The organism is Natribaculum luteum (assembly GCF_023008545.1).
Taxonomy (GTDB): domain Archaea; phylum Halobacteriota; class Halobacteria; order Halobacteriales; family Natrialbaceae; genus Natribaculum; species Natribaculum luteum.
The window spans coordinates 671,537-697,888 of the sequence record NZ_CP095397.1; the positions used below are offsets into that span (position 1 = coordinate 671,537).

Genomic DNA, 26,352 nt, shown 5'->3' on the forward strand with positions numbered 1-26,352 from the left:
CAACAACGACGGTTTTGTCGGTTAGTTCGGGTCGTTTTTTTCGACTGTTTCTTGGAACTCGGCTTTCTCTTCAGGGTCGGCTTCATGATGTTGAGGCCGTGCTGTCCGCAAGGACAGCCCGGCCTCTTTCAGCAAGTCGTACGCGTAGGTTTCGTGGTATTCGACGCCGTATTCCTCTTTGGCGTGATGGAGCAACAGTTTCGCTGACCACGCTTGCTGGTCGTAGCCGAGTTCGGTCGGCGGCTGTTGCAGTTGTTCGAACAGTTGCTCACGGTCTTCGCCCTCGATTTTTGCTGGACCTCCTGGTCGAGGAGCGTCGTACGGTGCCTGCTCGATCGGTTCTTCCTCGAACCGATCGAGCCAGTTGCGAATCGTTTTCTCGACAACACCGTGGCGATCAGCTAGTGTCTCCAGTTGATCGCCCTGCTTACGCCCAATCGCCGCGAGAACACGTTCTCGCGGCTTCCCTTTGTCGATCTGGTCCTTTAGATCATAGAGTTCTTCGAGCGTGATGTCGTCGAGCCGACCCATTACCAATACCAGTGTCTCTATAGGTAAAACATTTCCCTAGACACTATCACCCATCGGGTGTTTCTTGGGCCGAAGTTCCTGTTCGCGTTTTTCAATCCGAACGACGAACTGCACGGCGCATCGCGAGCGCTCGCCGAGTTCGCACGCAGCGGGGATCTTCCATATCGACAGTTTATCGTTAACGAGCACGCGCTCGACGAGGCGGCAACGCGACTGAAAAAGCGTGCGTTGCTTCGATACGCCGAGTTGCTATTCAAAGCGGTCGATGAAAGTGGGCTGTTTCGCTTCGAGCGTGTTCCCGATGAGGCATTCGAGCAGGGTCGCGATAGATTCATCGAGTGGGACGGCAACGACGCCTCATTCACGGACTTTGTCATTTCGAGTCACATGGAGGAACTGGGTGTCGACCACATTGCGACGTACGATCGACACTACCAGCTATTCGATGTCGTGACGATTCCGCACATCGATCTGGGATAGTAGCCTCGCTGAGGTGGTGGTGGTCGCCAGTAGCCTCGTGGTCGGGGGGCGTGTCCTCGCTACCCGGGGTGTGTTGAGAGAGCGTATTCGGTCACGTCTGTGTCATCGGGATGTTTGTCAACGCCAGGAAGCGCGAAGCGCGCTCAACGACCGTGCCTCAAGTGAGTTCCCATGACTGGTCCAGATATACTCGACGACACTGGAGATGATCACGAGCGGCTCGAAACCGAACTCCTCGCACAGGACCGGGATATTGCTCAGGTATCGACGGCGGACGTTGATGAGACGACCGCACGACACCTTGTGAATGACCTCGTCGACGACAGTGTCGTGACGGCGGTCGCCGAACAGCGAATCCTCGTGCACGAACCGAGTGGCGAAGCCTTCGACTCGATTCAGCAGGTCGCCGTCTTCCATCGTGGCTGGTCGGCTGCCCGTGACGCTGGTGAGGCAGACAAGTGATGCAGCAGACGCTTTCGGACTGTACCTTCTGTAATACAGTATTCTAATCTGCGACAGGAGTAGCGTATTCCGGGAGAAAGACAAGCGGGATCACCACGCCTGCGACGGCTGTGGCCTCGTCGTCGACACACTTGCCGCATTCACGCGGTTTTCGTGTCGAATTTGGATATCTCGAAGGCACGCTCCAACTCTGCACCAGCTGTAGTTTCGATGGCCCCGTGCCGTACTGGACGCGTGACCTCGAGGAGTATCTCGTCACTCTGTCGGCGGAGTGTGCCGTTAGAGCCATATCGTACCCACATGCAGGAACTCCCCTTCGTGATCCAACAAACACTCCAAACAGCTATGGTCCAACGGAATCCACACTATCCATGTCGAGCGGCACCATCGATATCGACGAGTTCGAGAACGCCGACGACGATAAATTCGAGGAACGAAACGACACCGAGCGGATCGTGCTGTTCCTCGACGAGAACGACGACCGGGCGTGGAAGGCAGCGGCGATCGCCGAGCAACTCGAGCTGGATACGGATGCTGTCAGTGCGATCCTCTCGCGACTGAAGGAACGAGGTCTCGTGCGGCACAAGCGGCCGTACTGGGCGATTACTGACGATGAGGAACGGCTCCAGGCCGCCTACCGGCTTCACCAGCACCACCAGACTGCAGACGAGCAGTACGGCGAGGAGCATCTCGAGAAGTTGAAGACAGACGAGATGGAGGAGGTGCGGTGACAGCGTTCGGTCAGGTACCCACTGCCTTCAGTCGTGGGAGGAGGTCAATGACCGCTAAGCTCGTTCCGAGATCGGAGAATGTTCCTCCGAAGTCGAGGTAACTAGTGAGCTAAATTAGTTGTTGTCAAAATCCCCACGATCTCATCATCATCAACGACTGGGAGGTGTTGAACCGAATGCTCTCTCTTGACCTCCTCCACGCCCTAAAGAGCGTGGAATCCGACCATTGGATTTCCGCCGGATGTGGCGTTCGAGGTTCCAACCCGCACTCAGAGGGAACCGGCGACACACCGGGGGAACTCTCGTTTCCTCCTTCATATAGGGCTGTGGCCCGGTCAATGAGGCCCCATCGAATACCATGTCATCGCCGTGCTAACCACCGCTGGCTCGCTTCCCCTTGTGGTTCGGGGACGGCATCTCACGGTATTCGTAGCAGTTCATGTTACTCGGGACTACAGCAAAACGATTCTGGTCGAAATCCGCCCCCGCTCACTGACTGCGGGTGGTTCGCTGGGCCTACCGCTTGCCCTCCACCTAAAGTCGGAGGTATGCGCTATCGGTCTGTATCACTCACAACGGTCGTACAATTGAGTTTCCCCATGGATCCACAGGTGACGACGGCGTTCCAAGAGATCAAACAGAACATCAAGCGGACCGTCAACCAGTGAAATCCAACGCTGTATGGCGATTCAACACAGCCGACAGTTGCGTCGGTGTACTCGGTCTTTCTAGCGCACTGATTTGGGTTCAACTCGGTGATGTTGAGGCGACAACGAGAGCTCGAGTTGATTCCGAAGTTGCGAATAGCCCCGTTGAGGAGAACATATTAGTACTTGCTTGTATAAGCTAGTGCTGATATGGCAGAGGATGCGATCGCTGACGGAACCACGGAAGAAGCTGAGACCTGCTGTGCACCGCCCGGCGATGTCGACTCAGACGCAATGACGACGGACCTCCAAGTGCTAACCGCGATGGGGAACGACACGCGATACGAACTGCTTCGCCGAATCGCGAACGCGGATGACGGCGTTTGCGTCTGCGATCTCGAAGCCGCAGTCGGCGTCAGTCAGAGTGCCGTCAGCCAAGCGCTCTCCCGCTTGTACACCGCAGGGCTGGTCACGCGCCGCAAGGAGGGGTCATGGCGGTACTACGAACCGACTGAGACGACCGCGGCCCTCCTCGAAACACTCGACGACCTGCGAGGTACCCATGAATAACGATACTGATACGGTGGCCGGTGACCGTGACCCCGAGGAGACCCGTGAGATGGTGCGCGAACGCTACGGGACTATCGCTTCGGACGGGCAGGACTGCTGTGGCGATGTCGGCATCGATGTCACCGACGACGGTGGGTGCTGTGGCGGCAACGCGGACGTGACCGGGAGTGAACGCCTCGGCTACGACGCAGACGATGTCGCGTCGGTCGCCGACGGTGCAGACCTCGGCCTCGGGTGTGGAAATCCGAAGGCGTTTGCCGAGATGACGGCCGGCGAGACAGTGCTCGACCTTGGCTCCGGTGCCGGCTTCGACTGCTTCCTCGCTGCACAGGAGGTCGGCCCAGACGGCGACGTCATCGGTGTCGACATGACACCAGAGATGGTCTCGAAAGCGAGGGAAAACGTCACGAAGAACGACACCGACAACGTCGAGTTCCGCCTTGGCGAGATCAGTCACCTTCCCGTTGCCGACGCGACCGTCGATGTCGTCATCTCGAACTGCGTCGTCAACCTCGCCCCCGAAAAACAACGCGTGTTCGACGACGCCTACCGTGTCCTCAAGCCTGGCGGCCGTGTCGCCATCTCAGACGTCGTTCAAACCGCACCGTTCCCCGACGACATCAGGATGGACCCGGACTCGCTAACTGGCTGCGTCGCCGGGGCGTCAACCATCGACGCCCTTGAAGCGATGCTCGACAGTGCTGGCTTCGAAGCAATCGAGATAGCGCCCAAGGACGAGAGCACTGAGTTCATCAGCGACTGGGACGCTGATCGCGACCTCGGTGACTACCTCGTTTCCGCCACTATCGAGGCCCGAAAACCAGCATACGACACATGACCGACCAGCAGGTACGGACGGTCCTGACCACTTCACCACTCCTACAGACACGTTAAACGTAATCCTACAAATTGAGGAGGAGTAAATGAGACTGGTGCTCTCAATGACATATGATGTAGCTATCGAGAGCGGCGCTCAGGTTACCGCTCGTCCGAGCGCATGATGCCGATTGCGCCTGCGCTACGGTTTGTCTTGATGGAACTCGTCAAACAGACCCTCGACGCGCCGCTCCGCGTCGAAAGCAAGGCGTAGGCTCGCGGAAGCCTACGAGGACTTGCGTAACAAGTTCAAAGACTTCCGTGAGAAACTCGCCCGCGCATACACTCGAGAGTACGACGCTGTATTTCTCGAAGACTTGAACACTCGCGGCCTGCTCCGCTTGTCGTCGAACGAGCGGAACATCGCGTTGATGTCGTGGTTCGAGACGATTCAAACGTTCGAACGCCACGGGCGGAAGCACGGTTGCCACGTCGAAACCGTACCGCCGGAGGGAACGACGAAGCGGTGCGCGGTGTGTGACGTGGAAACGGCGAAGCCATTGTGGGTTCGTGAGCATTCATGTCCCGCGTGTGGGTTTGAAGCAGATAGGGACAAGAACGCGGCGTACAACGTTCAAAAGCTTGGGTTGGACGAGTTGGGTGCCGACTATTCGCTTTCTGAAGTAGGTCTGGGAGAGACGGCACTGATGGGATGAAAGCCTGTAAGCCCCCACGCATGGATGAAAGACCGGGGTGGTAAAGGCTAACAACTAGACAGCGCGTAGTATGGCGATTCACCAGAGCCCCAGAGTTTATTTTCCCCTCAATGGGTGAGGGGTTCGCCGTGCTGGCGAATCTCCAGAGAACTGGTGACGAAACATGGCGACGAGAGACATCTACGAAACGAACTTCGACGAGGACGTCCAGACAAACTCCAGCCCGAATCCGTGTCCGGAATGCGATGGCCGGGTCACGACCAATTCGGTCGAAACAATCTGCGAGGACTGTGGGCTCGTTGTTGACGAGCAACAGATCGACCACGGCCCTGAATGGAGAACTCACGATCGGGACCAGCGAAAGCGGACGGGTGCCCCACTCACCGCGGCACGTCATGACCGAGGGCTCTCAACTGAAATCGGTCACGGGAAAGATGCGAACGGTAACGAACTCTCCGGGCAAAAGCGCCAGCGGTTATCCCGAATGCGGCGTGAACAGATTCGTGGTCGGTTTCAGTCGAAAGCCGAGCGAGTAGTTGGATAGCGATTTGCCGTCAGACCGATTTCGTAGCAGTCTCATGAATGGTCTCTCAATGGTGAATCAAGTGTGTCGCTGGGGGTTAGCGGATCGCTGGAATCGATAGATTCCACGATCCGCACCGAGAACAGTACGCATCTCCGCCAGCAACTCGTCGTCAAAGAGCTTGAGAACCGACTTCTTCGTCGTCAGATCACTGCAAAACAACAGCAGATCGAACAACTTGAGGCTCGCCTCAAGCGGTACGAAAACCCAAACACACCTCCCAGTAAGCAGGGTGGCGTGGCTGGATCACCTGGCAACGATGACAGCGACGAGGAAGAGAACGAAGACCAAGGGGACGACGCTGGCGGCGACGCTGACGCCGCCAGCGGCTCCTCTCCAGGACGTGACGAAGGTCACGAAGGAACAACTCGACCGCCTCCGGAACCAGAGGAGACTATTCGAGTCGATCAGGGATATTGCCCAGACTGTGAGCAAATCCTCTCTAACCCGGACAGCTACATCTCACGGACGATTATCGACATACCTCTCCCTATTCCAACCACTGTCGTCGAGTACGAACTCGGCAAACACCGCTGTTCCTGTGGAAACGAAGTCGTTGCTGAACATCCAGACTGCCCGGAAACCGGGCGGTTTGGGCCAAATATCATGGCCCAAACCGCCCTCGGTAGGTTCCATCAGCGACTTCCAAACCGTAAACAGGCGGAGCTGTTTGACTGGGAACTCGATACACCCATCTCTCATCGGACGATCTACAACCTGACCAAGCGGGTCGCAGACCGGCTGCGACCCGCGTATGACGATGTCAAAGCCCGTATTCAGGAAAGTGACGTCGTCTACTGCGATGAAACGGGATTTCCTGTTGACGGAGAGCAACACTGGGCGTGGACGTTCGTTACTGACGAAGAAGTGCTGTTCTGGGTTGATGAGAGTCGTGGAAGTCAGGTGTTAGAGGACGTCCTCGGCGAGGACTTCGCCGAGGACTCAACGCTCAGCTGTGACGGTTGGTCAGCGTATCCGAGCTATCACTCGAAGCTCAGCGGTGCTGGGCACATCTGTTGCGGGAGGCGGAGTACGTTGCTGAACGGTACGAGGAAGCAGAGAGGTTGTCTGAGGAGTTACACGCTCTCCATGACGATTTAACGGCGTTCGACGAGGAGGATCCGTCCGCCTCCGCCCGCGAGCAAAAGCGGGCGGAGGCGTCGTTACATCTGGAAGGCCTGATCAGGGAAGACTACGAGGCACAGGAGGTCAAGAAGCTGATCGAGAAGATCAGGAACGGGTTAGGGCACTGGCTGACGTTCGTTACAGAGCCAGACGTCGATTCGACGAATAATCGCGCAGAGCGCGCTCTGCGCGAGCAAGTTGTGCTGCGGAAGATGTTCCGGACCCTCCGCTCAGCCGAAGGGGTCCAGATTCACGAGACGATTACGACCATGTTAGCCACGTGGAAACGACGAGGACTTGATCCGCCTGAACAGCTCCAGTCCATCCTCGGTGGGCAAGAACTCAGATTAGGATGAGAGGCATCACTGGCCGGTGAATCCTGGTCACGCTATCCAACTACCCGAGCGAAACCTCGCACACGGCCTGGGTGACGTTCGAAGAATCGCGAGTGTCCTCGAACTCTCCGACTCGGTGCGCGACCAGGCGTGTCAGCTCTTCCGAAGTGCCCAGAACGAGGATCTGCTTCGTGGCAGATCCATCGAGGCCATCGCCGCGGCCAGCGTGTACGGGGCCTGTCGATGTAACGGGTTCTCGCGGTTACTGGGCGAGGTCAGCGAGATGGCCCGCGTAGAGGAGTCTCGAGTCACAAACGCGTACAAAACGCTGAACGAAGAACTTGGTCTTCCTGCCCAGCCTGTCTCCCCCAGTATGTTCGTGCCGCGACTCGCCTCGGACCTCGAGTGTCCGGACGAGATCCGACAGCGGGCCCGAACACTCGCGAAGCAGGCTGAAGAACTGGGGGTGACGACGGGTGTCCATCCGGCCGGGTTCGCAGCGGCCTGCCTCTACAAAGCGGGACAGGAACAGGGAACGTGGGTGACACAAAGTGACGTCGCGGAGATCGGGAACGTCACGCCAACGACGGTCCGGGCGCATCGAGAGACGTTAGAGGAACAGGTAGCCTGACAATACTCGGCTACAAGCACTGTCGTTAGATAGTTTTTTCAGGAAACTATTTGTTCCTGGGCCGCGTAGCACCCAGTATGACCGAGACGTGGGACGACGTCAACGAGCAGGTCAAAGCGGACTGGAAAGAGGAGACTACGCCATTCGAGCGGGTATACGAAATCGTCGAACAGACCCACGATGGGCAGTCGGCGGCCGAGATCGCCAATCGAGCGCTCGTGAGCGAGCCGACGGCGCGCCGACACTGCAAGACGCTCGTGAACACCGGGTTCGCCGAGACGGAACAGGACGGCCAAACGACGCTGTACAAGCGAAACAGCGACCGGGTTTTGATGTCCCGGATCCGAGAACTGCGTGAGGAGGTCACTCGGCCGGAGTTGCTTGACAGTATCCAGGAGATGAAGGCCGAGATCCGGCGCTACGAGGACCGTTACGGCGTGGTGTCCCCGGAAGAACTCGCTCAGCAACTTGAGGCCGGCGAGACGGAGGGCTGGGACGACCTGACGGCGTGGCGCACGACCCGGCAGAATCTCGCCGTCGCGCAAGCCGCACTTGCCTACGACGAGGCCAGCCACCAGCTCGCTGTATGAGCGAGGACGACCGAGCCGGCGAGTTCGGACCGATCTATCTCCCGGCGCTTCAGCGGATTCGTGACCTCTGGCTCGAGCTTGAGCCGTTAGTCGACGCAACCTCGTACGACGACGTCGTCGCCCCCACGGAACTGCAGATCAGTCTCAGCGATGGGCTCGGCGACGCCGACGCTGCGCGACTCGATATCCAGTGGAGCGAACTGGGGATGTACTCGTTTCACTACGTCGATAGCGACGACGTCAACTGGCGCTTCGATCGCCACCCGAATACACACTCCCCCGAGATCCATTTCCACCCTCCGCCCGACGCCACGACGACAGCCGCCGAGCCGTCCTGTATCGACGTGACCGAGGTCTCACTCGTGACGCGTGCCGTCCATGCGATGTGGCGGGCAGCCTACGAGGACGACGACATAGAGCAGCTGAATAGCGCCTCAAACCCGCCGTGAGCGGCATTAGCGCATCGTTCGGTCACCCACGTCGATCATCTGCTCGCGAGCGGCTTCGACATCCGAGTAGAGCGCCAACGCGTGCTTGATGAGGCGGCGGTCTTCCAGGTTTTCCTCCCAGCGCTTGACATCCTCCACACGGCTGAAGCCGTGGGATTCCTCCGTGGGCAATCCGGCCAGCAGACTACCCCGGCTGTGAACTTACGGGTTTGCCGACGCTGGTTTGGTCACCTGGACATGACTGTTCCCCAAAACTCGCGGGTATCCAGTCATGCCCATTCCACTCCCAGTACGCCCCTGATTCGGGTGCGTCCCTATCGCGTTCAGCGGAGAGGGCGGCAGGCCGTGCCATCGGCCCAACTTCCGACCGCAATACGTTCCACGCCCCTACTACGTCACTATGTGCATCTAATTCGCAGTCATGGCACCGGAACGAGTCACCATCCCGACCCACATCACTACTTCCACACTCAGGACACTGACTGCTTGAATCAGCCTCACTTACTTCTTCGACAGTGATACCGACATCACCGAACGTGAGTTCGATTCGGTCTACAAGTTGGCGATGGGACCAGAACGAATGCGTCTTCTCATTCACCTCTGCCGACCAATGTGTGTCCAATACGTCAGTTAGATCGCCAACGTACACTGTATCAACGTGCCGTTCTAATAGCCAGTCAGCCGCATGTTTCACCGCAGCATCACGACTATGATCACGCTTCTCCCCACGCTCATCGTACACACGCTGAATGCGTTTGCTCGTGTATTGATCGTCAGGGAGTTGTGATTGTAGTTCAGCGATTACTTCGGTGACGGTGTGGAACCGTTCAAACTCTGGACGGGCATGATACACGGCGGTTTCGCCGGTAGTGGTGACGATGGTAAGCGTGTTGTTTGCACCTATGTCGATAGCGGCTTCATGTGTCATGTTCTCGGAATCGAGTGTATGAGTGAATGCATCCAGTCGCTGTTTCTGTATGTTGTCTGGCCGAATGCGAACCGGATGCGTGACACGAAGCACGTCTGCCGCTTCGTCATAGACGAGTTCTAACCGTGCATCGTCACCGCTCCATTGTGGGTTGCCTCGGACTTCAAGCGTGAGACGCTCTCGTCCTCCAAGGCCGTATTTTTCTTTGAGTGCTTTGCCGACGCCGAACTCTAGTGTACTTTGTTTTTCGTTCCAGTCGAACGTGTAGAGGTCGTTTCTGACGAGGCCGTGAAGTTCGTAGCCGTTTTCTCGATTACCCCAGTATCCGGGTGGACTGGGTTTCTCCGTGATGGTGGTGCTGGTTTTGTCGTGGTATTTGTTGAGACGCTCTTGTGTAGCACATTGTTGATGCGGAGCCGTCCCGCGATTCTGCAGCGAGTGCAGTAGATCGCGAACTTGCATCTCAGTGGCTCTGGCGGACAAGTCTTGACTCGAGCCGACGACGGGAAACTGTATCAACAATCTCCGCCACAAGAGCGTTGTTGAGAAGTCGGAAGTGGCTTCGCCATGCTTCACTGTTTTTACGGGCGAGTTGCTGGCAACTTGCTTTGCCGAGTATGGGAGCGTAGTCATCGTAAAGATCGGTGTATTCTGCGTCCCATACATCGCCGTTTTCAGTGAAGTATTGTTGTCGGCGTCGGTAGGTGATTTGGTTCCACAATGAGGCGTGGGCGGCCAACCACCCGAATAGACATTGCCGATACCGTTCGGTGGTGGGTTCGGCAATGTATTCGTTAGTGCGTTGTGGTCGGCTGCTCACGTGTGGCTGTATAGTTAGTGTATTGGTTTGTAAAGGTCAGGATTGCAGGAGGGCTGTAGAGTTGTGGTTGGTTTCAGAAGTGACGGATTCATCCACACGGCTAAAGCCGTGGGCCTTCTCCTGCATTTCTGTAATCACGTCACGGCGTTCGTGAAGTTCGTCACTTGTGAGGTCGCCATCGGCGAGCGACTGTTCGAGCTCCTCCCACGTCTCGACGTCGTAGGTCGCCTGCCACTCCTCGATCTCTTCGGTAATCGCGGCCAATTCGCTCCGCAGCTCCTCGTGGGTGTTTTCCTCGATGAGCGTGCGGATCTCCTCGAAGAGCAGTCGCGTGTAGTCCGGCTGGTAGCGCGTCGTCTCGCCGGCCTCAACGCGACGCAGCTGGCCCTGGGCGACGAGCGCTTGGAGTTCCTCGTTGGTCGTGCTCCAGGCAGCGTCGGCCTGCTCGCTGATCCAGTTGACCGACCGCGGTTCACGAAGCGTCTCGGCGACCGCTCGAATACGGTCGCGGGCGCTCATCATCGACTCAGCCCACGACTGGACCCCATCTCGCGAGGATTCGGACATACTTGGCACCGCTTACGACAGTGTTTGCGCTGAACTCCCATATATGGTTAGATACTCTCGTATAATCGAGAGGGTATTGCGAGCGAGGGCGTACGGACGTTGAAATGTGAGACCGACAGAAGCTATGAGCCAACCGATGCACAACCGATACTCTGACTTCGAGGAACTGCGGCCGACCGGCGAGGCGTCCCACATCCCGGACACGAGGCTGGACGACGACTGTGAGGGTGATCCCCGGCGGCAACGCGTCGCGACGAGCTCGGGGGGCTACCCCGATGCGCCGACGGCCACCGACGGCGAGTGCCGGCCTTGTTGGGTGTCAGTCCCAGACGGGCAAATGAAATGCCGGTTTTGTCTCGCCAACCATCTCGGTGGTGAGGCCACCAGCACGGACGAGTCAGCGTCGACGACGTTCCTCGGCATCGTCCACTTGCTCGTCGAGTCGACCACGTTCTACGGGGCCGTCGTGAAGGGCGGCGCCGCGGCGAACCACCTCTCTGCCAACGAGGCGGAGCCGGACGTCGACGACTACACGCTCATCTACGACCTCGACGAGGCGCCGGCGCGCCAGCTGGCCGATCAATGGCCCTCACTCCCTGACGCGGTACAGGTGTTGTCAGGAGAGGGAGAGCGGCTTCTCAGTGCCGCCCGTGACCAGACAGGCTGGAACGGGCAGGGAACGGCGGAGCGTCAGGAGCAGGCCCCGACGCGGCTCTACGACCAGCGGGGGAACGGCATCCGCGATGCGTCACAGCTCACTGAGGTCCTTGACGACGCCGACGACGCGGTGTGGCTGGTTCCAGCGATGGCGCTGATTGAATCCGCTGGCGAGGCTGCGGCTGAGAGCCAGGTATCGTCGGTACCGACGACTCAGGAACTCGACTGTCAGAACTGTGGGCGGGCGACCGACCACCGGTTCAAGACCCACGAGTCGGCCCCGGATGAGGCGTGGACTGGACAACCGATCTGGGAGTGCCAGGTGTGTGGCTCGGCTCGCTACGGACCCAGTCTCGAGCAGCTCCAGTGCTGAGCGTCGATTAACCAACAGACTGAACGTAGCTCCGAGGTTCGTTGGTTAAGGCCGTGATCTCCTGCAAGCCCGACGCCAGTCTCAATGGGGAGTCTTTCCGCGCCGGCGAGCGGTGAGGCGCTTCCGATGGAGCAAGAATTCAAACAGGGCTACCGGATGCATCGTGTACTCAGCAATCTCAAACGGCTCGACGTCGACCGGTTGGACGACGCGGATCGAGAGCGAGTCGAGACCGTGAGAGACCTCTTGGAAGAGGTGAGCCTTCTCACGCGGCCGGGCGACGGAGCCGGGGCGGACGCCCACGCAGACTCCTAACTGGAGTCCCCGGCCACGCCTCGGGAGCCACCTCTCGCGTCGGTTTATCGCCCCCGACAGGGGTGCGGGGGCGACCCCGTGAAGTCCAGACATGGCGACACTGCAAGCTGCGACGACGTCGACCGGCGCGATCGTGTCGGATCCGCAGGCTGTCCGCGAGCTCTGTGAGAGCTACTGCTTCGGGACGCTCGATTGGGAGGTCACTGAAGACAGAGATCTCACCATCTGGGGGTACGACGACTTCGAGGTATACGAGGCGCGGGAGAACGGCCTCCCGGACTACGACGGTGGAATCGTGACCCTCGAGTTCTTGCGAGAACTCGCCGACTATCTCGAAGCCGACGAGGAACTCGATATTCAGACGGCCGGGTTCACGAAGTGCCGCTTCCCCGTGCTGGCGAAGTGGTACGTCGTTCGCGACGGCGAGGTTCTGCACGCGGACCTCAGTTCCCCCGAGCCGATCGACGAGTAGGGTTGTTCGTCCTCCGGGAAGGGTGCGGGGCAATCCAGTCGCGGTCGCCCTGCGAGGTGATTGCTCGATGGGACACCGCACACTCGTTGCGTACAAACGGACCGATGGACAGTACACGCTCCACTACACCCATTGGGGCGCAGCGAACCTGAAGCTCAAACACCGAATCTCGGCTGAGTCGCCGTTCGGTGGCGAAGACACCGACTCCAAGTGGGCGAAACAGCTGCTGGCGGAGCTGGCCGATGGCCTCGAGGCAGATGCCGTCGACGGCTACCTCGCCGGCGAAGACCGACCGTCGTCGAGCCGAAGCCCCGCGCCACCGGCCTCACGCTCGACAAGATCGTCGTCGAGGTGACCGCGTATCGGACGCTGTAGTTCGGCCTGCAGTACGACTCGGAGACAGTCGAACAGGGAGAGACGGTCGAGAACGGGGCGCTCGCGACTGTGCGCTGGTACAATGGTGAAGCGGTTGGCGACGGCCACCTGCAGGGGCGGTTCCAAGCGCTCAAGGATGTCGTCGGCAACATGATCGACAAGGGCGCGATCACACCGTCGACGGCGAAACAATATCTGAATAGAAACTCGACGAGTGGGTTGAGGAGCGACAGGAGTTGCGCATCCCCAACTCCGACCGGAGCACAGTTCGTCCCGATTAGGGATTGTACGGTTCGACGATCTCAAGGACTTCAGGGGCTTCGTATCGGCGGTTTCGTTGTTGACCAGTTGTCTCTCGTAACACGTCGTCGTCCCAGAGGCGTCGGATGGCCTGATTGACCGCCGGTTGTGATCGATCCAGCCCGTCGACTGCCTGTGGTTCGGTGAGATACGGGTGTTCGATGATGAAATCGAGGAGCTCGCGGATGACGACACCCTGGCCTTGGTACTGCTCCCGATAACGATCACGCAGGGCGAGCAGTTCTCGGGCGACAGTATATGCCTCACGTCCCTGTTCGGCGATGGCCTGAATGAAAAACGACACCCACTCTGTCCAGGCACCGTCACGACTCACGGCCAGCAGCCTGTCGAGGTAGGCATCACGGTTCGCGTTGAAATACGACGACGGATACAGATACGGACCGGGCAACAGTTCCCACTTGTAGAGCGCCAGCATCACGAGAAGGCGACCGAGCCGCCCGTTGCCGTCCTGAAATGGATGAATCGTCTCGAATTGGTAATGGATCAGCGCCAGGTCGACCAGCGGCGCGTACGTAGGTCCTGACCGAATATACTGGAGCAGGCTTCGGAGTGCATACGGAATACTCGCCGGTGGTGTCGGAACGAACCGGGCCTTGCTGAGCGGCGTTCCCGGCTGATCAATCCCTACAAGGTCTTCACGAAATTCTCCTGGGTTCTTTTTTTCGCCGCGCGCACCTCGTAGTAAGATTTCATGCAGCTGGCACAGTAAATCCCGATCCAAGGCAGCACCCTGGCGGAGCGCTTCAATTCCAGTCGTAATTGCCTCGACGTAGTTTTGTGCTTCCGTAATATCAGCACGTTCCGTTGCCGTCTGTCCCGGCTCTTCGCCGGCTTCCCGCCGGTAGATGTCCGAGAGCGTGAGTCGCGTCGTCATCTCGATATTCGAGGAGTCGACAGCCTCACGATGGATGAGGGGACTCAGAATGACCTCCGGCGAATCGAGCCACGTATCCAGATCGGAGAGCTGACCCACGGCATGCATCGCATCCCCGTTCTCGTCAACCAGCCCGTGTGTGGCGTCAAGATCTGGGGGGAGTGGGTCGGGACTGAATGCGAAGATGCCGTCGACCATCTCCACCTCGCCCGGAGCGCCCTCACCAAAGTCTTCAGGTCGCATTGTTATCTAACTCACATAGCCATGGGAATATAGATAACGGAATCTCGATATCGCTATCTAAAAGTGAGCTCACTCCGTTCCAAGATAGAGATACTTGGAATTCGTTATGCAAATCGCCACCGCCATCGTCAGTACATAACGGACAGACGACCATCGCCTAGCTGAAGTGATGCACCTCGAGATTGATCAGCAAGCCAAGAATTCAGAGTATGCCGAGCACATCAGCCCGAAGACGGGGTGATGACTGACTTCTCCCGCGACTTCAGTCCTGTCTCTTACCCATATGTCGGAGTCTCGCGAAAGCGGCGTTTCGGAGGCTCTCGAGGCGGGCGAGCACGAGCTGAGACCCACAGGAAGAGAGACGAGATCGACGCTCGGTACGGAGCGTGGTACTCGAGTCGACTGCGTTCGGATCCACAATTACGGATTTCATCCGGCGAAAGGCGCTGAATACTGGTATCTCGATCGCCCACTCTCCGATGGATCGCTCGCAGACTGGTAGCGCAACTTGTGGGTAAGAGACAGGACTTCAGTCGTGGGCTTTCGCGCTGCTTCCGCTGTAACCTTGCCTTTTCGAATCCTGACACACGGAGTAGCCGACGGTCGGCCAGAAGAGGAGGACAAGAGATCATGCGCGACGACGTCCTCGTCGGTGAGAAATCAGCAGACGGGCCGAAAGTAGAGCGCTGGTTCGATTGCCCCGACTGCGGCTACGAAGCTCCATCGCGCATCATCTACGGTGCCGAGCGTTGAGTGAGAGTACGCCCGTAGCGCTGTTTTTCGTCCGGGCAGGAAAGGTTGGCCCGGTTCGACCGGGTCAGTCCAACAATGAGTCTCGAAGTACTCGACCGACACGGTGAGGCACTGTTCGAGTTCCTCTGGTGGCCCGTCTGCGGGCACGAGATATTCAGCCACATTCCCTTCGAGGGAGTGTTCTACAAGAACTGCAGCACGCAGGTCGAACTCCAAGAATCCCGAGAAACACGCGGGTACGAGGAGGCTGTGCTCGCCCGCTTCGACATCGCCACGACTTGGAAACTCCACGTCGACGAGAAGCTGCGTCACGATCTTCCGGATGGTTCGGCGCGAGTGAAGGTTCTTGGCGCACCGGACACCTACGAGGTCGATTGGTGGAGTCCGGAGCCGGGTGAGGACTGGGGGCCGATCGAGCGTGGCGAGTTCGACGACGTGGAGGAAGCAGAAGAACTGTCACATCTGGCATAATAGCTATGTCGAAAACCGACAGTCGGTGACAGATATCAGCGGCTCTACTGAACCGTGAGCGCACATCCCGCACGATCCGCTCAGATAATGTGTCGCGTCTCAAAGCGGTCTAGAGTCTAGAGTTTCGAGCGGTGGTTGAGTAGACGATCCGGTAGTGCTATCTCTAACGCTCTCTAAACTACGTGCACTTGGTGCACGCCATTCTAACGCAGGATCACGGTCTATAGTAAGATGCCGTCGAGACTCTCAGCGGCAAACTCTAGACGGCTTTGCGACGCGACCCCAAGGGCTGCGGCCTCGGGCACGTTCGCGCCCAATGCCGCGTCCACGCACGAACAGAAGTGTTCGTTGTGCTGTGTCTCCGGATCGTGATTGCAATCACCAACTACGAGCGAGGAGGTGATCCAGGACGTGAGAAACTCAAGCTATGAGTTGGATTCTATGACACGCTCTCTTGGTTAAGATTCAGGACCACATATTATTCCGCAAAACTATTATCATATCACACACTATTCGCCGTCAATGGATAGACGGAGTGTAGGTGTTATCCTCGCTACTGTTCTCTGTATTAGTAGTCTTGGGCTCGCCGGTGCGAACGTGTCAGTGTCGGATGAAGGAGTTATAAAAAAACTTGGGGGGGAGACAGATCCAGCACTCAGAAGCAACGCAGCTGATGGAAACTTAATCGGGGGCGAGCAAAACGAGACCACAACCTCAGCAAGCGATGGTGAGCTCAGCGGAGAAGGGACACCTGGTGCAGGGGGCAGTGGAGAAGACACAACTGGTGCAGGGGGCAGTGGAGAAGACACAACTGGTGCAGGGGGCAGTGGAGAAGACACAACTGGTGCAGGGGGCAGTGGAGAAGACACAACTGGTGCAGGGGGCAGTGGAGAAGACACAACTGGTGCAGGGGGCAGTGGAGAAGACACAACTGGTGCAGGGGGCAGTGGAGAAGACACAACTGGTGCAGGGGGCAGTGGAGAAGACACAACTGGTGCAGGGGGCAGTGGAGAAGACACAACTGGTGCAGGGGGCAGTGGAGAAGACACAACTGGTGCAGGGGGCAGTGGAGAAGACACAACTGGTGCAGGGGACAGTGGAGAAGACACAACTGGTGCAGGGGACAGTGGAGAAACGACTACTGGGTCCGAGAGTAGTGGGGGAGAAACAGACGAGTCGGGAAGTATGAATAGAAGTGTTGGATCAAGAAGCGGGGACGGAGATACCTCTGAGCAATCAGAGACACAAAATGCGGACAGCGAAGAGGAATCAAGCCGAGATCAGGTGGCCAATAGCGACGAAGGAGGAACGAACCCGCTTAACATTAGTCTCGATCCAGAACCAGTTCCAGGTAGAACAATTACAGTCACCGTTACTGCCGATGGAGAGCCAGCTGCCGGCGTGGAGATTCTGTTCAACAAAAATGTAATTGATGAGACGGACAATCGTGGGCAGATAGAAGCTGAGGTCCCATACACGGAGATTCTTAACGTAACAGCCCGTCGTGATCCAGAAACCAGTAGAGAAACAAACTCTCACCGCAGTATCCGTGAGCCGATTAATACCATGCAGTATAGTGCTCAAACCGATAGGATTCAAAATCGTGAATTTCGGCAGATGGGGCAAGGAGCGGCTCCATCCACCCAAACGTCAATTCAGGATAGGAGCACGATAGAACAGAACTCGGACAAAACGACTCGCCGGTACAATCTCTCGTCAACCATCTCGGTGTCACTGCCACAGGATTCCATTCCTGGCTCGGAGATGAAGGTGCATGCACACATCGATGGTGTGCCCGTAACTAATGGTCGTGTACAGGTCGATGGTAAAACGGCTAGGACCGACGAGAACGGGACAGCAATGATCACTGTGCCGTTCCAGCGTAACACATCTGTTATCGTTGAGAAAGGTACCCTAATAGGAAACGAGTCGATACTCGTCTCAAAGGATCTTAATATCAATATCGATGAGAGAGCCTACGCTGGGACCGCCACTGAGGTTCGTGTTACAGTTGCTAATTCTCCAGTGACGAATGCATCTGTTCGAGTTGCCAACTCATCGACAATAACTGATAGTAATGGCAGGGCGAATATTACTTTCCCATTTAAGAATGAAACAACAGTTATTGCAAAACGAGGGGAATTTTCAGCCGAAAGGCAGGTGACGACTATGACTGATGCTAATCTCACAGTCGATAGCCGCGTTATACCCGGACTTGAGGTCACTGCCACCATTACAAACGGTGGAAAACCAGTCGAAGGCGTCGACGTTATGTTCGCAAATAAGGAGTACACCACAACGGGGGATGATGGACAAGCAACGTTCCGTCTGCTGCAAGCGACGACCCATGGAATGGTCGTAGCCGAGCGGGGTACAATACGGGCGACTGCCGGGCCGTATAATCTCTGGCTGTACTGGCTCTTATACGGAATCGGGGTTTCACTCCTTGGTTTGGCCGTTGTCATCCGCTATCGGTCAGTCAGTAAGATTCGGTATACTATTGGTCACATCGGTGAGAATATTCAACGGCTTCCCTTCTATATGGTGGGGTCTGTAACAAACATATATATTAGATTGATAGAATATACAACCGCGGCCGTACGTAATCTCCGACAGCTAATCAACCGCGGCCAGCACTGGTTAGTGGCCGCGAAACGGGACCTAACTGGTACGCTCTTCCGTGCGCAATTGGCTATCCTGCGTCGGTTAGTGTCGGCTGGCCGCTGGCTCCTTGAGATCTCTACAATCATCCGTGATCCAGCGTCGTGGATGGCTATCGCGACTTGGATTGCAGACCTTCCAGGACGTATAAGACAAGCGTTGCGACAGCGGCATGTCGGTGACGGAAACTCAACGGCGGAGACAGTCTCTACTGGAGCGGTTGACAAGCTACTAGATGAAGAAACAGAGGTGTCTGTCGAAAATGTACAGTTGATCTTCGATGCATGGGAAGAACTAGAGATAGCCGCCGGTCGGCAACCAGAGTGGACGCCAACTGAGGTCGCCGAACAAGCGTCCGAGAAAGGATATCCATCAAACTCGGTCAAAAAACTGGCACATGCCTTTCGTAAACTCCGATACGGAGACCACAAAGCAACTCCCGAAATGACTGACACCGCCTCACACATCGTTGACGCGTTAAATGGAGATGATACCAATGACTGAACAGAACTCAGTGTTTCTGTTGCTTATATTAGCGTTCATCGTAGTCGCTCTGATTCAGATACGATGGTTTGTCTACGGTGAAGACATTGACACTACCGAAGATGACGAAGACTCACAGCAGATCAAGGGCACTGAAACTGCCGACGATGACGAAGAACCACAGCGGAATAAGCATGCTGAGGCCACCCGATCTGATGATAAATCCAGCCCAACGGCCGACAACGTTGACGGCGAATCTCCAGAGTCGTCACATTGGGTGTCTATCGGGCTACTTGTCACTGGGATCATGCTCATGGGCATTGGGGTCGCAATCTGGATTCGGCCAGGTATAGTTCCCCTAGAACTCGCTAGCTGGGCTGAGCAGGCCAGACAGTCAAGAAATATACCGTTTTACGTTCTCGGAGGGCTCGTAGCTGCACTCGTTTTTGTTATTGTTATGCTTACTTCTTGGAATGGAACAAAACAGGTTATTGAGGATGTCTCACCACCGGAGGAAGTTCATCGTCAGTCTCAGACAAAGGCCGGTCACGATATTGATCACCAACTAATGAAATTGGGCAGTGATGATCTTGAGTGGCAGAGCTCAGAGAACGATATGCGCGCATATCTACGCGAACTGGTCGTGGAAAGTCTCGTGACACATAATGGTTGGAAACGGGAACATGCTGAGAAGGTTGTCAAGCACGGTGAATGGACCGATCAAAAGGATATCGCAGCATTTGTCGGGGGAGCAGACACACCAGACATGCCAATCCGGTACAAGCTGCTTGACTGGGTGAGCGCAGAACCCTCAGTCAAACGACGAGCCGTGCGCACTATTCAGGAACTTGATAATGTAACAGAGCGTGATAACGTATGATTCGGACTCGTCGGTGGGACTCATTGGTGGTGGCGGCATTAGTTCTAGCGGCACTCGGAATTTCCCTTCGCAGTAGTATGTTACTCAGCTTTAGTTCAATACCGCTAACATTTTCCGCATATGGAGCACTTGTCCGCGAGCCACCACTGTCAGTCAATTTCGAGCGCTCGTTATCACCAAATCCACCAGAACCTGGTGATGACGTGAACGTGAAAATCACTGTGACAAACACAGGAACAAGGGTAATATCCGACCTAAGAATTATTGATGGCGTGCCACCGGAGCTCGGTATTAACAGTGGCTCACCCCGCGCCGGTATGTTGCTCCAGCCAGGGGAAAGTGAGACATTCGAATACACGGTCACAGCTCGTCAAGGAACATACGAGTTCAGGCCGATAACGACGATTTCGTATATACCAAGCGGGACCGTTGCTCGGCGTGACGATCACAATATTGAAACGATACTCAAATGCAAGCGACCGATCAATACTAGACCGCCAGGAACACAGACTTCAAAACTAGTTGGACAAGTCCTGACGGAAAGCGGTGGGAGCGGAGCGGCGTTTCATTCTGTTCGCGAGTATCGTTCATCGGACACGTTGAACCGGATTAACTGGCGGCGCTACGCTCAAACGGGCGAACTCTCAACGGTCAAATACCATCAAGAGAAGGCTGCGACCATTCACCTCCTGATCGATACGCGGTCGATCGCATTCCGACAGGCATCGGTTGAACAGCCAACTGCAGTCGAGCTAAGCGTGTATGCAGCCGAACAGCACTTCGCTGTCCTCTCGGATGCTAACCATCATGTCGGCGTCGGGTTCTATTCACATGATGTTTTGGCAGTAGCACCTGCTTCAGGAACGGATCACACTGTCAAAGCGAAAGCAGCGTTTGAAGAACACGAGGCGTTACAGCCAATCAAACCAGCGATCACAGACAGACAAAATTCGACACCAGATAACGCTGATCCGACTGATAACCCGTTCGTGACAGATTCAGTCCGCCCAGATTTCGAGATCTGGGACAAGACAAAGACAGACGAGATCAGAACGCTGCTATCATCGCTTCCAGACTATGGACAGTGTATCGTATTCACACCGCTGCTCGACGACGAGCCTGGAAGTCTCGTCAAAACGCTTAGTGCTCACGGTTACGGAGTGTCGGTTGTTTCGCCGGATATCACAGACCGTGAGAGCCCAGGTGCGAAGATGAGTTCACAGCATAGACAAATCCGGATCCGAACGTTGCGGGAGGAAAGCGTCGCTGTTGTCGACTGGGACACCAGTGATCCGCTTTCAGCGGCTCTCATGGAGGATTTGTGATGAGAAGCGAGCATATTACCCTTCCAGTGACTAGTGTCGCGACTGCGACGCTGATTGGAATCGTGACCACCGCGGTGATACTACTGACAGTACATCCAACTATGGTTAGCGGTGGCCTCGCGGCCATCGCTGCTGTTGGTGGCGGATTTGTCCTTGCAGGAGGCCTTGTTGCACTGGAGAAACAGACGCCGATCGGGGTGTCAACTGGCGGAATAGCTACTTTCGTTGGAACTCTCTTAATTGTCGCATCCATTGCTGTCACAAGTTTCAATACACCTCCAATTGCGGCAGTAGCCGCTGGTTTCGCTATCTCTGGCGTTGCCACACTTGCATTTGTCGCAGTGGGATATACTGATCCCTCATTATTCAGGATTCATAGCAAGTTGCTTGTACAAGTAGCAATCACCCCATTGATTCTGGGGCTTGTTCTACTAAACTCTCCCTCCTTGTCTCTGAATGCGGCCACCAGTGCCATTACTAGCACCCATTCAGCATATTTGAGAACCATCTCAAAGGAGGGAATGCAAGTTTCCGCTTCCATCACTCTGATTCATCTCTTTGCGGTGTACCTGCTAATCTACGCTACGAGCAGTCAATTCAAACAACTTGATCTGATAAGTTATTCCCAGCAACGACGAGTCTCGCGACTCGGCCTGAAAGCTATATTTATTATTGGATTCGTTGCTCTTGGACCACCCCTCATCTACGTGATCTCGAGGCTTAGCATGTTCTCTGGGAGTGAAACGGTCCTTAGCGGTATCCCCTCAATATTGGAGCTACAACCACTATTTTTCGGTGCCGAGGCGGTACTGCTCACGCTTCTTTGTTTGTCTTTCGTGTTGCGGATCATTCGATGGGCGCGTCTTGAACAGGCGGTAACACTAGTATCGTATCTAGTTGTTCCATTCATCTTGACTATCTCCGTAACAACCACGTTCACGCTTGCCCCTAACGAGTTGGTTTTGAACCGATTCTTGGTCCACGTTCCCGGCTATAACGGATTTTCAATGGAACAATTGATTGGCATCGCAGCACTCTCATCTGGTCTCATCTTTGTCCTCTTATCAGTCGCTCTCACGACACTCTGGCTGAGTACGGGGGTTATTTACCGGCTTGAGTCCCGAGGGGTACCAGCAACTACAAGTGCGGGATTGTTCCTTGGGGCTGCACTATTAGGCTTTACTGGAGCATGGCCGCCAGTCGTTGCATGCTGTCTTATCGGATCCATCCTAACCTGGGATATACTCGAGAACGGTGTCACGCTAGGTGAGCAGCTCAACGGACGGTTCAACGCTATCCAGAATGAACTCGCTCATGGATTGGCAAGTGGTGCTGTCGGCGGTCTCGCGGTTGTCATCGCACTAGGGACATATTCAATCACAGTATCACTACAAAGTGGTAAAGCCCCATCACTCCTGATTCTCAGCCCGTTGCTGTTCGCCGGCGTCACATTTGCATTAGCACTCCGATATATCTAAGTTTCCAATTCCTCTGTTGTCGGCACCTCGATAGTAGACAGCGCACTTTCGATGATTTCAGTCTTACGGATATTCCGCGCCTGCGCTTCTGGTTCAAGAACAAGTCGGTGGGCTAGTACTGGCTGAGCGATGGTTTTTATATCATGAGGAATGACATAGCCGCGACCGTTGATAAGCGCCCAGACCCTGGCAACCTCAAGCAACCGTTGTGTGCCGCGCGGTGAGACACCAATCTCAACATCCCTGGAGGAGCGTGTCGCCCGTGCGATATCTAGGATGTATCGACAGAGATCTTCATCAACGGTGACTGACTCTGCCGCAGCCTGCAAATCAAGCACCTGTTCACGGGTAGTTACCTGTTCTATGGTTGGTATCGAATTGCTTCGCTCAGTACGAGCCAGTAACAATGACAATTCTCCTTCTCGATCAGGATATCCAATCTCTGTTTTCAGCCAGAACCGGTCTAGTTGGGCCTCCGGGAGCCTAAACGTTCCCTCCTGCTCGACAGGATTCATTGTTGCAATCACGCAGAACGGTGATGGAAGATCGTGACTCTTGCCGTCGACAGTCACCTGACCCTCCGCCATCGCTTCAAGAAGCGCTGCTTGCGTCTTCGGCGGCGCACGGTTAATCTCATCTGCTAACACGACGTTTGCGAAGATAGGCCCTTCACGGAACTCGAATGTGTTATGCTCCTCGTTGAAAATATACGAACCCGTCACGTCTGCTGGCAAGAGATCAGGCGTAAATTGTATCCGTTTGAACGATAGGCCTGACGCAGTCGCGATGCTACGAGCCGTAAGCGTCTTACCTGTTCCTGGGACGTCCTCAATCAGAATATGCCCATTCGCCACGATCCCTGAAAGAATCTGCTTGAGAAACTCCTCGTCTGCAACGACTACATCCGAAACAGCATCAAGTACAGCTTCCATAGTCTTATCCGAGTCCACCATGATTATCTATCAGTATATTCAACAAGTAACCTATTGATACTTTGGAAATATGTTGGTGCCGTCTCAAAGCAGTCTAGAGTTTCGAGCGGTGGTTGAGTAGACGGTCCGGTGGTGCCTATCTCTAACGATCTCTAAACTACGTGCACTCGGTACACGCCATTCTAACGCAGGATCACTGTCTGTAGTAAGGTGCCGCCGCGACTCTCAGCGGGAAACTCTAGACGGCTTTGTGACGCGACCAATTAATTTGGCGATTTTACACTATCGCCCAGAGTACGTCACGTCGAGTTGGCTTCCAATCCAGCCAAAGGGCTTATTTGGTATTTCTCAATATTGTCACTTTATGCGTGAGGAACTACGGCGCCGTCGGCTCCTACAACTCGGTGGCGCCGGGATTGCCGGTCTGGCGGGTTGTTCGAGTAACGAGAACCAGTTGGAGACACCATCGGGTCAAGAGCGAACGCCGACGGCGACACCACCGTCGGAGACACCAACAGAGGAAACAACAACGTCCACCTCGGACCCCGTCGACGAGATCGACCACGACAAGCTCATCGGCGTCCAGTACTACGCGTGGTACTGGGGAGACGAGGGCTTCGGTGGTCAGTTTCTCTCCACAGATGCTCCGGACTCGTGGCTCTCTGCCACACCCGGCACACCGGAACTCGGTGCATACGACTCCAGGGACGTAGAGGTCGTCAACCAACATATGAAGTGGTGTCTCGAACACGGCATTAACTGGTGGATCATCACCGGTGGCCGCCCGGACGGTCCAATCGACACCACGATTCGGGACGTCGTGTTCGAGGCGGACTACGCCGATCAAATGAACTTCACGCTGCTCGTCGGGTTCCCACCGGAGATCAGGGACGACGATGGCCGGTTCGACTTCGACCACCCACGGGCGGAGGAGCTAATTACACGCTGGTTCACTCATTGGGCCGATCATCACGTGCCGGACCCGAACTACCTCCGATTGGGAGACGACCGCCCACCGCTGTACTTCTGGTCGACGAGCGGTGCGAAGGGTGACATGCCGGGGGTGTTCCAGGCAGCACGGGACGCTGTTGACGTCGACGCGTACGTCATCGGCGGCCCGGACTACTACAACCAGCCACGTCGGATGAGCTACAATGCGGAAACCTTCGACGCCGTGTTGGATTATCATTCTTACTTCCCTGACGAGGCGTTTCTCGACGCGTTCGACACGGCGGTGATCGAGAACCACCAGCGATGGCGGGCGGCGGCCCATGAGTACAATCTTGAGTTCATCCCGACGGTGACGCCAGGATTCGACCACAGGGAGGCACCGGCGGAATTCCGCGATGATCGCCTTCTCCCGGCGCTTGAGCGGAGCCCCGAGCGCTTCCGGGACCACTGCCGACAGCTCCGCGGCTTGGGTGATCACGACGCTATCGTGATCACCTCATTCAACGAGTGGCCGGAATACTCGGCCATCGAGCCTAGCGAGGAGTATGACATGACATATCTCGAGACCGTCGCAGAGGAACTCGCACGGACCGACTGGGAGACGCCATCCAGTCCAGCGTTAACACCGATTGTCCTCGAGTACGAACAGACGGTCGAACCGGCCGAACAGAATCCAGACAGCGACGACACCCGAGAGCTCGCGGTCATGGTAGACCAGCTTCGCGTAGCGACCGCTGATGGAACACTGGCGGTCGACATTGGTGGCGACGAAGGGCAGACATTCTTCACCGAGGGGGTATACGGTTCCGAATCCGACGGCGAGCGGACGTGGCGTTGGTTCGGGGGTGAAACTGCACAGACACGGCTTTTTGTCCCGACGACAGACATTTCAGAACTTATATTGGTGGCACGAGCAGTAACAGATAACATCACTGTCACTGTTCGAATCGGAGATACTCAGATGGGCACAATTGCAATCGGTGGCGCTTGGAACACGTACTCTACGGGTTGAGTCAGTAGCACTTTTTTAATTTTGCGGACTGATTCTGCGTTATGTCGATATTATCTATGTAATAAAATTATGTTTTCAATATGAGTGCGAAACCGCCTTCAGTATTCAGAAGACCGGGTGGAGCTTAGTGGGACGCACGCTGTCTACCACTACGGCATGTTGCTGCTGCGCCGGCGATGGGTGCCGGCGCACTCATGCCGGCGATGATCGATGTCGACACGAAGTCAGCTCCGATTCGTCCAGCGAGTCGACCAGGACGGCGAACCAAACGATGACAACCGCGTCGCACCAGGTGTACCGGCATTCAGATGGGGACCCGGCGAGCGTCCTCCGGGATCTTACACAGCTGAAAGACCTCCTCGATGCGACCCGCGCCGAGCGCGGGCCGGGCTACACGGCAGCCGCGTTCGTGTTTCTCGACAAGCTCTCGACGGTCGGCCTGTATCTGGATGGAGACCCGGAGCGAACGATCGACGCAGCCCAGCCTACGGATCTCCTTGAGCCGGCCAACATGGAGCACCTCAACCAGCCGCTGTTCCTACTGGGCCACGGCATCGAGGATCCAGCTGACGGCATTCACGGCGACGAAGAGTATCTCTACGTCGTGGAACTCCCGACGGAGAACCCCTTCGACGAGCCGGCTGAGTGGACGGTCAAAGTGAGCGGTCACTCGGCATTCCCCCGCTGGGACGGTCCGACCGACGAGGCCTTCGAGTCGGCGAACTGGCAATTCCACGGGTCACTGGAGGACGCGCTCATAGAGCTGGTTCGTGACGAAGCAATCGTCAAGTAAAA

At 56.3% G+C, this 26,352-nt stretch carries 25 protein-coding genes and 8 pseudogenes; 26 read left to right on the top strand and 7 right to left on the bottom strand.

The window, feature by feature from the left end:
• Positions 1 to 21 precede the first annotated feature (21 nt).
• Positions 22 to 531: an IS630 family transposase gene (locus MU558_RS03500; RefSeq protein WP_246971982.1), complete on the bottom strand. Its 510-nt coding sequence runs from the start codon at positions 529 to 531 to the stop codon at positions 22 to 24.
• Between the two features lie 57 nt (positions 532 to 588).
• On the opposite strand from MU558_RS03500, the gene MU558_RS03505 reads away from it, so the two are divergent.
• The 4 genes and pseudogenes from MU558_RS03505 to MU558_RS03520 all read left to right on the top strand — a co-directional run bounded on the left by MU558_RS03505 (position 589) and on the right by MU558_RS03520 (position 2,204).
• Positions 589 to 1,011 carry a type II toxin-antitoxin system VapC family toxin gene (locus MU558_RS03505; protein ID WP_246971983.1) on the top strand — a complete coding sequence of 141 codons (423 nt, stop codon included), beginning with the start codon at positions 589 to 591 and terminating at the stop codon, positions 1,009 to 1,011.
• Positions 1,012 to 1,182: 171 nt separating this feature from the next.
• A complete protein-coding gene (locus tag MU558_RS03510; protein WP_246971984.1) occupies positions 1,183 to 1,473 on the top strand; it encodes a DUF8069 family protein in 291 nt (96 codons plus the stop codon).
• Positions 1,474 to 1,546: 73 nt separating this feature from the next.
• Positions 1,547 to 1,745: pseudogene (locus MU558_RS03515) on the top strand (DUF7558 family protein); the annotation flags it as partial.
• Positions 1,746 to 1,844: 99 nt separating this feature from the next.
• The gene (locus MU558_RS03520) at positions 1,845 to 2,204 is read left to right on the top strand and encodes a MarR family transcriptional regulator (protein ID WP_246974797.1); all 360 of its coding nucleotides are present in this window, start codon (positions 1,845 to 1,847) and stop codon (positions 2,202 to 2,204) included.
• A 101-nt stretch (positions 2,205 to 2,305) separates the two neighbouring features.
• On the opposite strand, the gene MU558_RS03525 is transcribed toward MU558_RS03520, so the two are convergent.
• Positions 2,306 to 2,404: a CBS domain-containing protein gene (locus MU558_RS03525; protein ID WP_246971985.1), complete on the bottom strand. Its 99-nt coding sequence runs from the start codon at positions 2,402 to 2,404 to the stop codon at positions 2,306 to 2,308.
• 657 nt (positions 2,405 to 3,061) lie between these two features.
• On the opposite strand from MU558_RS03525, the gene MU558_RS03530 reads away from it, so the two are divergent.
• From MU558_RS03530 to MU558_RS03565, 8 genes and pseudogenes are all read left to right on the top strand, one after another.
• The gene (locus MU558_RS03530) at positions 3,062 to 3,421 is read left to right on the top strand and encodes an ArsR/SmtB family transcription factor (protein WP_246971987.1); all 360 of its coding nucleotides are present in this window, start codon (positions 3,062 to 3,064) and stop codon (positions 3,419 to 3,421) included.
• Positions 3,414 to 4,259 carry an arsenite methyltransferase gene (locus tag MU558_RS03535; RefSeq protein WP_246971989.1) on the top strand — a complete coding sequence of 282 codons (846 nt, stop codon included), beginning with the start codon at positions 3,414 to 3,416 and terminating at the stop codon, positions 4,257 to 4,259. Before MU558_RS03530 ends, MU558_RS03535 begins: the two co-directional genes overlap by 8 nt.
• Before the next feature lie 274 nt (positions 4,260 to 4,533).
• Positions 4,534 to 4,953: an RNA-guided endonuclease InsQ/TnpB family protein gene (locus MU558_RS03540; RefSeq protein ID WP_246971992.1), complete on the top strand. Its 420-nt coding sequence runs from the start codon at positions 4,534 to 4,536 to the stop codon at positions 4,951 to 4,953.
• A 163-nt stretch (positions 4,954 to 5,116) separates the two neighbouring features.
• Positions 5,117 to 5,485, top strand: a pseudogene (locus MU558_RS03545) (TFIIB-type zinc ribbon-containing protein); the annotation flags it as partial.
• A 75-nt stretch (positions 5,486 to 5,560) separates the two neighbouring features.
• A pseudogene (tnpC, locus tag MU558_RS03550) lies at positions 5,561 to 7,017 on the top strand (IS66 family transposase).
• Between the two features lie 46 nt (positions 7,018 to 7,063).
• Positions 7,064 to 7,627, top strand: a pseudogene (locus MU558_RS03555) (transcription initiation factor IIB); the annotation flags it as partial.
• Between the two features lie 77 nt (positions 7,628 to 7,704).
• Complete coding sequence (locus MU558_RS03560; protein ID WP_246971994.1) at positions 7,705 to 8,217, top strand: winged helix-turn-helix domain-containing protein; 513 nt, start codon at positions 7,705 to 7,707, stop codon at positions 8,215 to 8,217.
• On the top strand, positions 8,214 to 8,666 hold the full coding sequence (locus MU558_RS03565) for a toxin-antitoxin system TumE family protein (protein WP_246971996.1): 453 nt from the start codon (positions 8,214 to 8,216) through the stop codon (positions 8,664 to 8,666). Before MU558_RS03560 ends, MU558_RS03565 begins: the two co-directional genes overlap by 4 nt.
• Before the next feature lie 6 nt (positions 8,667 to 8,672).
• Here the strand turns inward: MU558_RS03565 and MU558_RS23105 are convergent.
• The 3 genes and pseudogenes from MU558_RS23105 to MU558_RS03575 all read right to left on the bottom strand — a co-directional run.
• A pseudogene (locus MU558_RS23105) lies at positions 8,673 to 8,786 on the bottom strand (DUF7342 family protein); the annotation flags it as partial.
• Between the two features lie 64 nt (positions 8,787 to 8,850).
• Positions 8,851 to 10,227 carry a transposase gene (locus tag MU558_RS03570; RefSeq protein ID WP_246971998.1) on the bottom strand — a complete coding sequence of 459 codons (1,377 nt, stop codon included), beginning with the start codon at positions 10,225 to 10,227 and terminating at the stop codon, positions 8,851 to 8,853.
• Positions 10,228 to 10,450: 223 nt separating this feature from the next.
• On the bottom strand, positions 10,451 to 10,981 hold the full coding sequence (locus MU558_RS03575) for a DUF7342 family protein (RefSeq protein WP_322987033.1): 531 nt from the start codon (positions 10,979 to 10,981) through the stop codon (positions 10,451 to 10,453).
• A 136-nt stretch (positions 10,982 to 11,117) separates the two neighbouring features.
• On the opposite strand from MU558_RS03575, the gene MU558_RS03580 reads away from it, so the two are divergent.
• The 4 genes and pseudogenes from MU558_RS03580 to MU558_RS03595 all read left to right on the top strand — a co-directional run bounded on the left by MU558_RS03580 (position 11,118) and on the right by MU558_RS03595 (position 13,454).
• Positions 11,118 to 12,011: a biosurfactant protein 1 gene (locus MU558_RS03580; RefSeq protein ID WP_246972002.1), complete on the top strand. Its 894-nt coding sequence runs from the start codon at positions 11,118 to 11,120 to the stop codon at positions 12,009 to 12,011.
• Between the two features lie 126 nt (positions 12,012 to 12,137).
• On the top strand, positions 12,138 to 12,326 hold the full coding sequence (locus MU558_RS03585; protein ID WP_246974799.1) for a DUF8012 family protein: 189 nt from the start codon (positions 12,138 to 12,140) through the stop codon (positions 12,324 to 12,326).
• A 91-nt stretch (positions 12,327 to 12,417) separates the two neighbouring features.
• On the top strand, positions 12,418 to 12,798 hold the full coding sequence (locus tag MU558_RS03590) for a hypothetical protein (protein WP_246972005.1): 381 nt from the start codon (positions 12,418 to 12,420) through the stop codon (positions 12,796 to 12,798).
• A gap of 67 nt (positions 12,799 to 12,865) precedes the next feature.
• A pseudogene (locus MU558_RS03595) lies at positions 12,866 to 13,454 on the top strand (DUF6735 family protein).
• Here MU558_RS03595 and MU558_RS03600 read toward each other — a convergent pair.
• Positions 13,451 to 14,611, bottom strand: coding sequence for a Fic family protein (locus MU558_RS03600; RefSeq protein ID WP_246972008.1), 1,161 nt, complete (start codon positions 14,609 to 14,611; stop codon positions 13,451 to 13,453). The pseudogene MU558_RS03595 and the gene MU558_RS03600 overlap by 4 nt on opposite strands.
• Positions 14,612 to 15,121: 510 nt before the next feature.
• On the opposite strand from MU558_RS03600, the gene MU558_RS23365 reads away from it, so the two are divergent.
• The 8 genes and pseudogenes from MU558_RS23365 (at position 15,122) to MU558_RS03635 (ending at position 22,662) form a co-directional block, all read left to right on the top strand.
• Entirely contained in the window at positions 15,122 to 15,364 is a 243-nt protein-coding gene (locus MU558_RS23365) for a DUF7568 family protein (protein ID WP_425607620.1), read from the top strand.
• A gap of 75 nt (positions 15,365 to 15,439) precedes the next feature.
• Positions 15,440 to 15,835 carry a DUF7567 family protein gene (locus MU558_RS03605; RefSeq protein WP_246974802.1) on the top strand — a complete coding sequence of 132 codons (396 nt, stop codon included), beginning with the start codon at positions 15,440 to 15,442 and terminating at the stop codon, positions 15,833 to 15,835.
• 284 nt (positions 15,836 to 16,119) lie between these two features.
• Positions 16,120 to 16,266, top strand: a pseudogene (locus tag MU558_RS03610) (IS5/IS1182 family transposase); the annotation flags it as partial.
• Between the two features lie 335 nt (positions 16,267 to 16,601).
• Positions 16,602 to 17,024, top strand: a complete 423-nt coding sequence (locus MU558_RS03615; protein ID WP_246972011.1) for a hypothetical protein — start codon at positions 16,602 to 16,604, stop codon at positions 17,022 to 17,024.
• A complete protein-coding gene (locus tag MU558_RS03620) occupies positions 17,021 to 19,000 on the top strand; it encodes a DUF4129 domain-containing protein (RefSeq protein ID WP_246972015.1) in 1,980 nt (659 codons plus the stop codon). Before MU558_RS03615 ends, MU558_RS03620 begins: the two co-directional genes overlap by 4 nt.
• The gene (locus MU558_RS03625) at positions 18,993 to 19,859 is read left to right on the top strand and encodes a DUF7269 family protein (protein ID WP_246972018.1); all 867 of its coding nucleotides are present in this window, start codon (positions 18,993 to 18,995) and stop codon (positions 19,857 to 19,859) included. The genes MU558_RS03620 and MU558_RS03625 overlap by 8 nt, the downstream gene beginning before the upstream one ends.
• 203 nt (positions 19,860 to 20,062) lie before the next feature.
• Positions 20,063 to 21,184 carry a DUF58 domain-containing protein gene (locus MU558_RS03630; protein ID WP_246972020.1) on the top strand — a complete coding sequence of 374 codons (1,122 nt, stop codon included), beginning with the start codon at positions 20,063 to 20,065 and terminating at the stop codon, positions 21,182 to 21,184.
• Positions 21,184 to 22,662 (top strand): DUF7519 family protein, encoded by a 1,479-nt coding sequence (locus MU558_RS03635; RefSeq protein ID WP_246972022.1) that lies wholly within the window; start codon positions 21,184 to 21,186, stop codon positions 22,660 to 22,662. The genes MU558_RS03630 and MU558_RS03635 overlap by 1 nt, the downstream gene beginning before the upstream one ends.
• On the opposite strand, the gene MU558_RS03640 is transcribed toward MU558_RS03635, so the two are convergent.
• Positions 22,659 to 23,612 (bottom strand): AAA family ATPase, encoded by a 954-nt coding sequence (locus MU558_RS03640; protein ID WP_377071182.1) that lies wholly within the window; start codon positions 23,610 to 23,612, stop codon positions 22,659 to 22,661. The genes MU558_RS03635 and MU558_RS03640 overlap by 4 nt on opposite strands.
• A 346-nt stretch (positions 23,613 to 23,958) precedes the next feature.
• On the opposite strand from MU558_RS03640, the gene MU558_RS03645 reads away from it, so the two are divergent.
• Together MU558_RS03645 and MU558_RS03650 are read left to right on the top strand one after the other, a co-directional pair.
• Positions 23,959 to 25,557 (top strand): glycoside hydrolase family 71/99 protein, encoded by a 1,599-nt coding sequence (locus tag MU558_RS03645; protein ID WP_246972027.1) that lies wholly within the window; start codon positions 23,959 to 23,961, stop codon positions 25,555 to 25,557.
• A gap of 210 nt (positions 25,558 to 25,767) precedes the next feature.
• Positions 25,768 to 26,350, top strand: a pseudogene (locus tag MU558_RS03650) (hypothetical protein).
• Positions 26,351 to 26,352 lie beyond the last annotated feature (2 nt).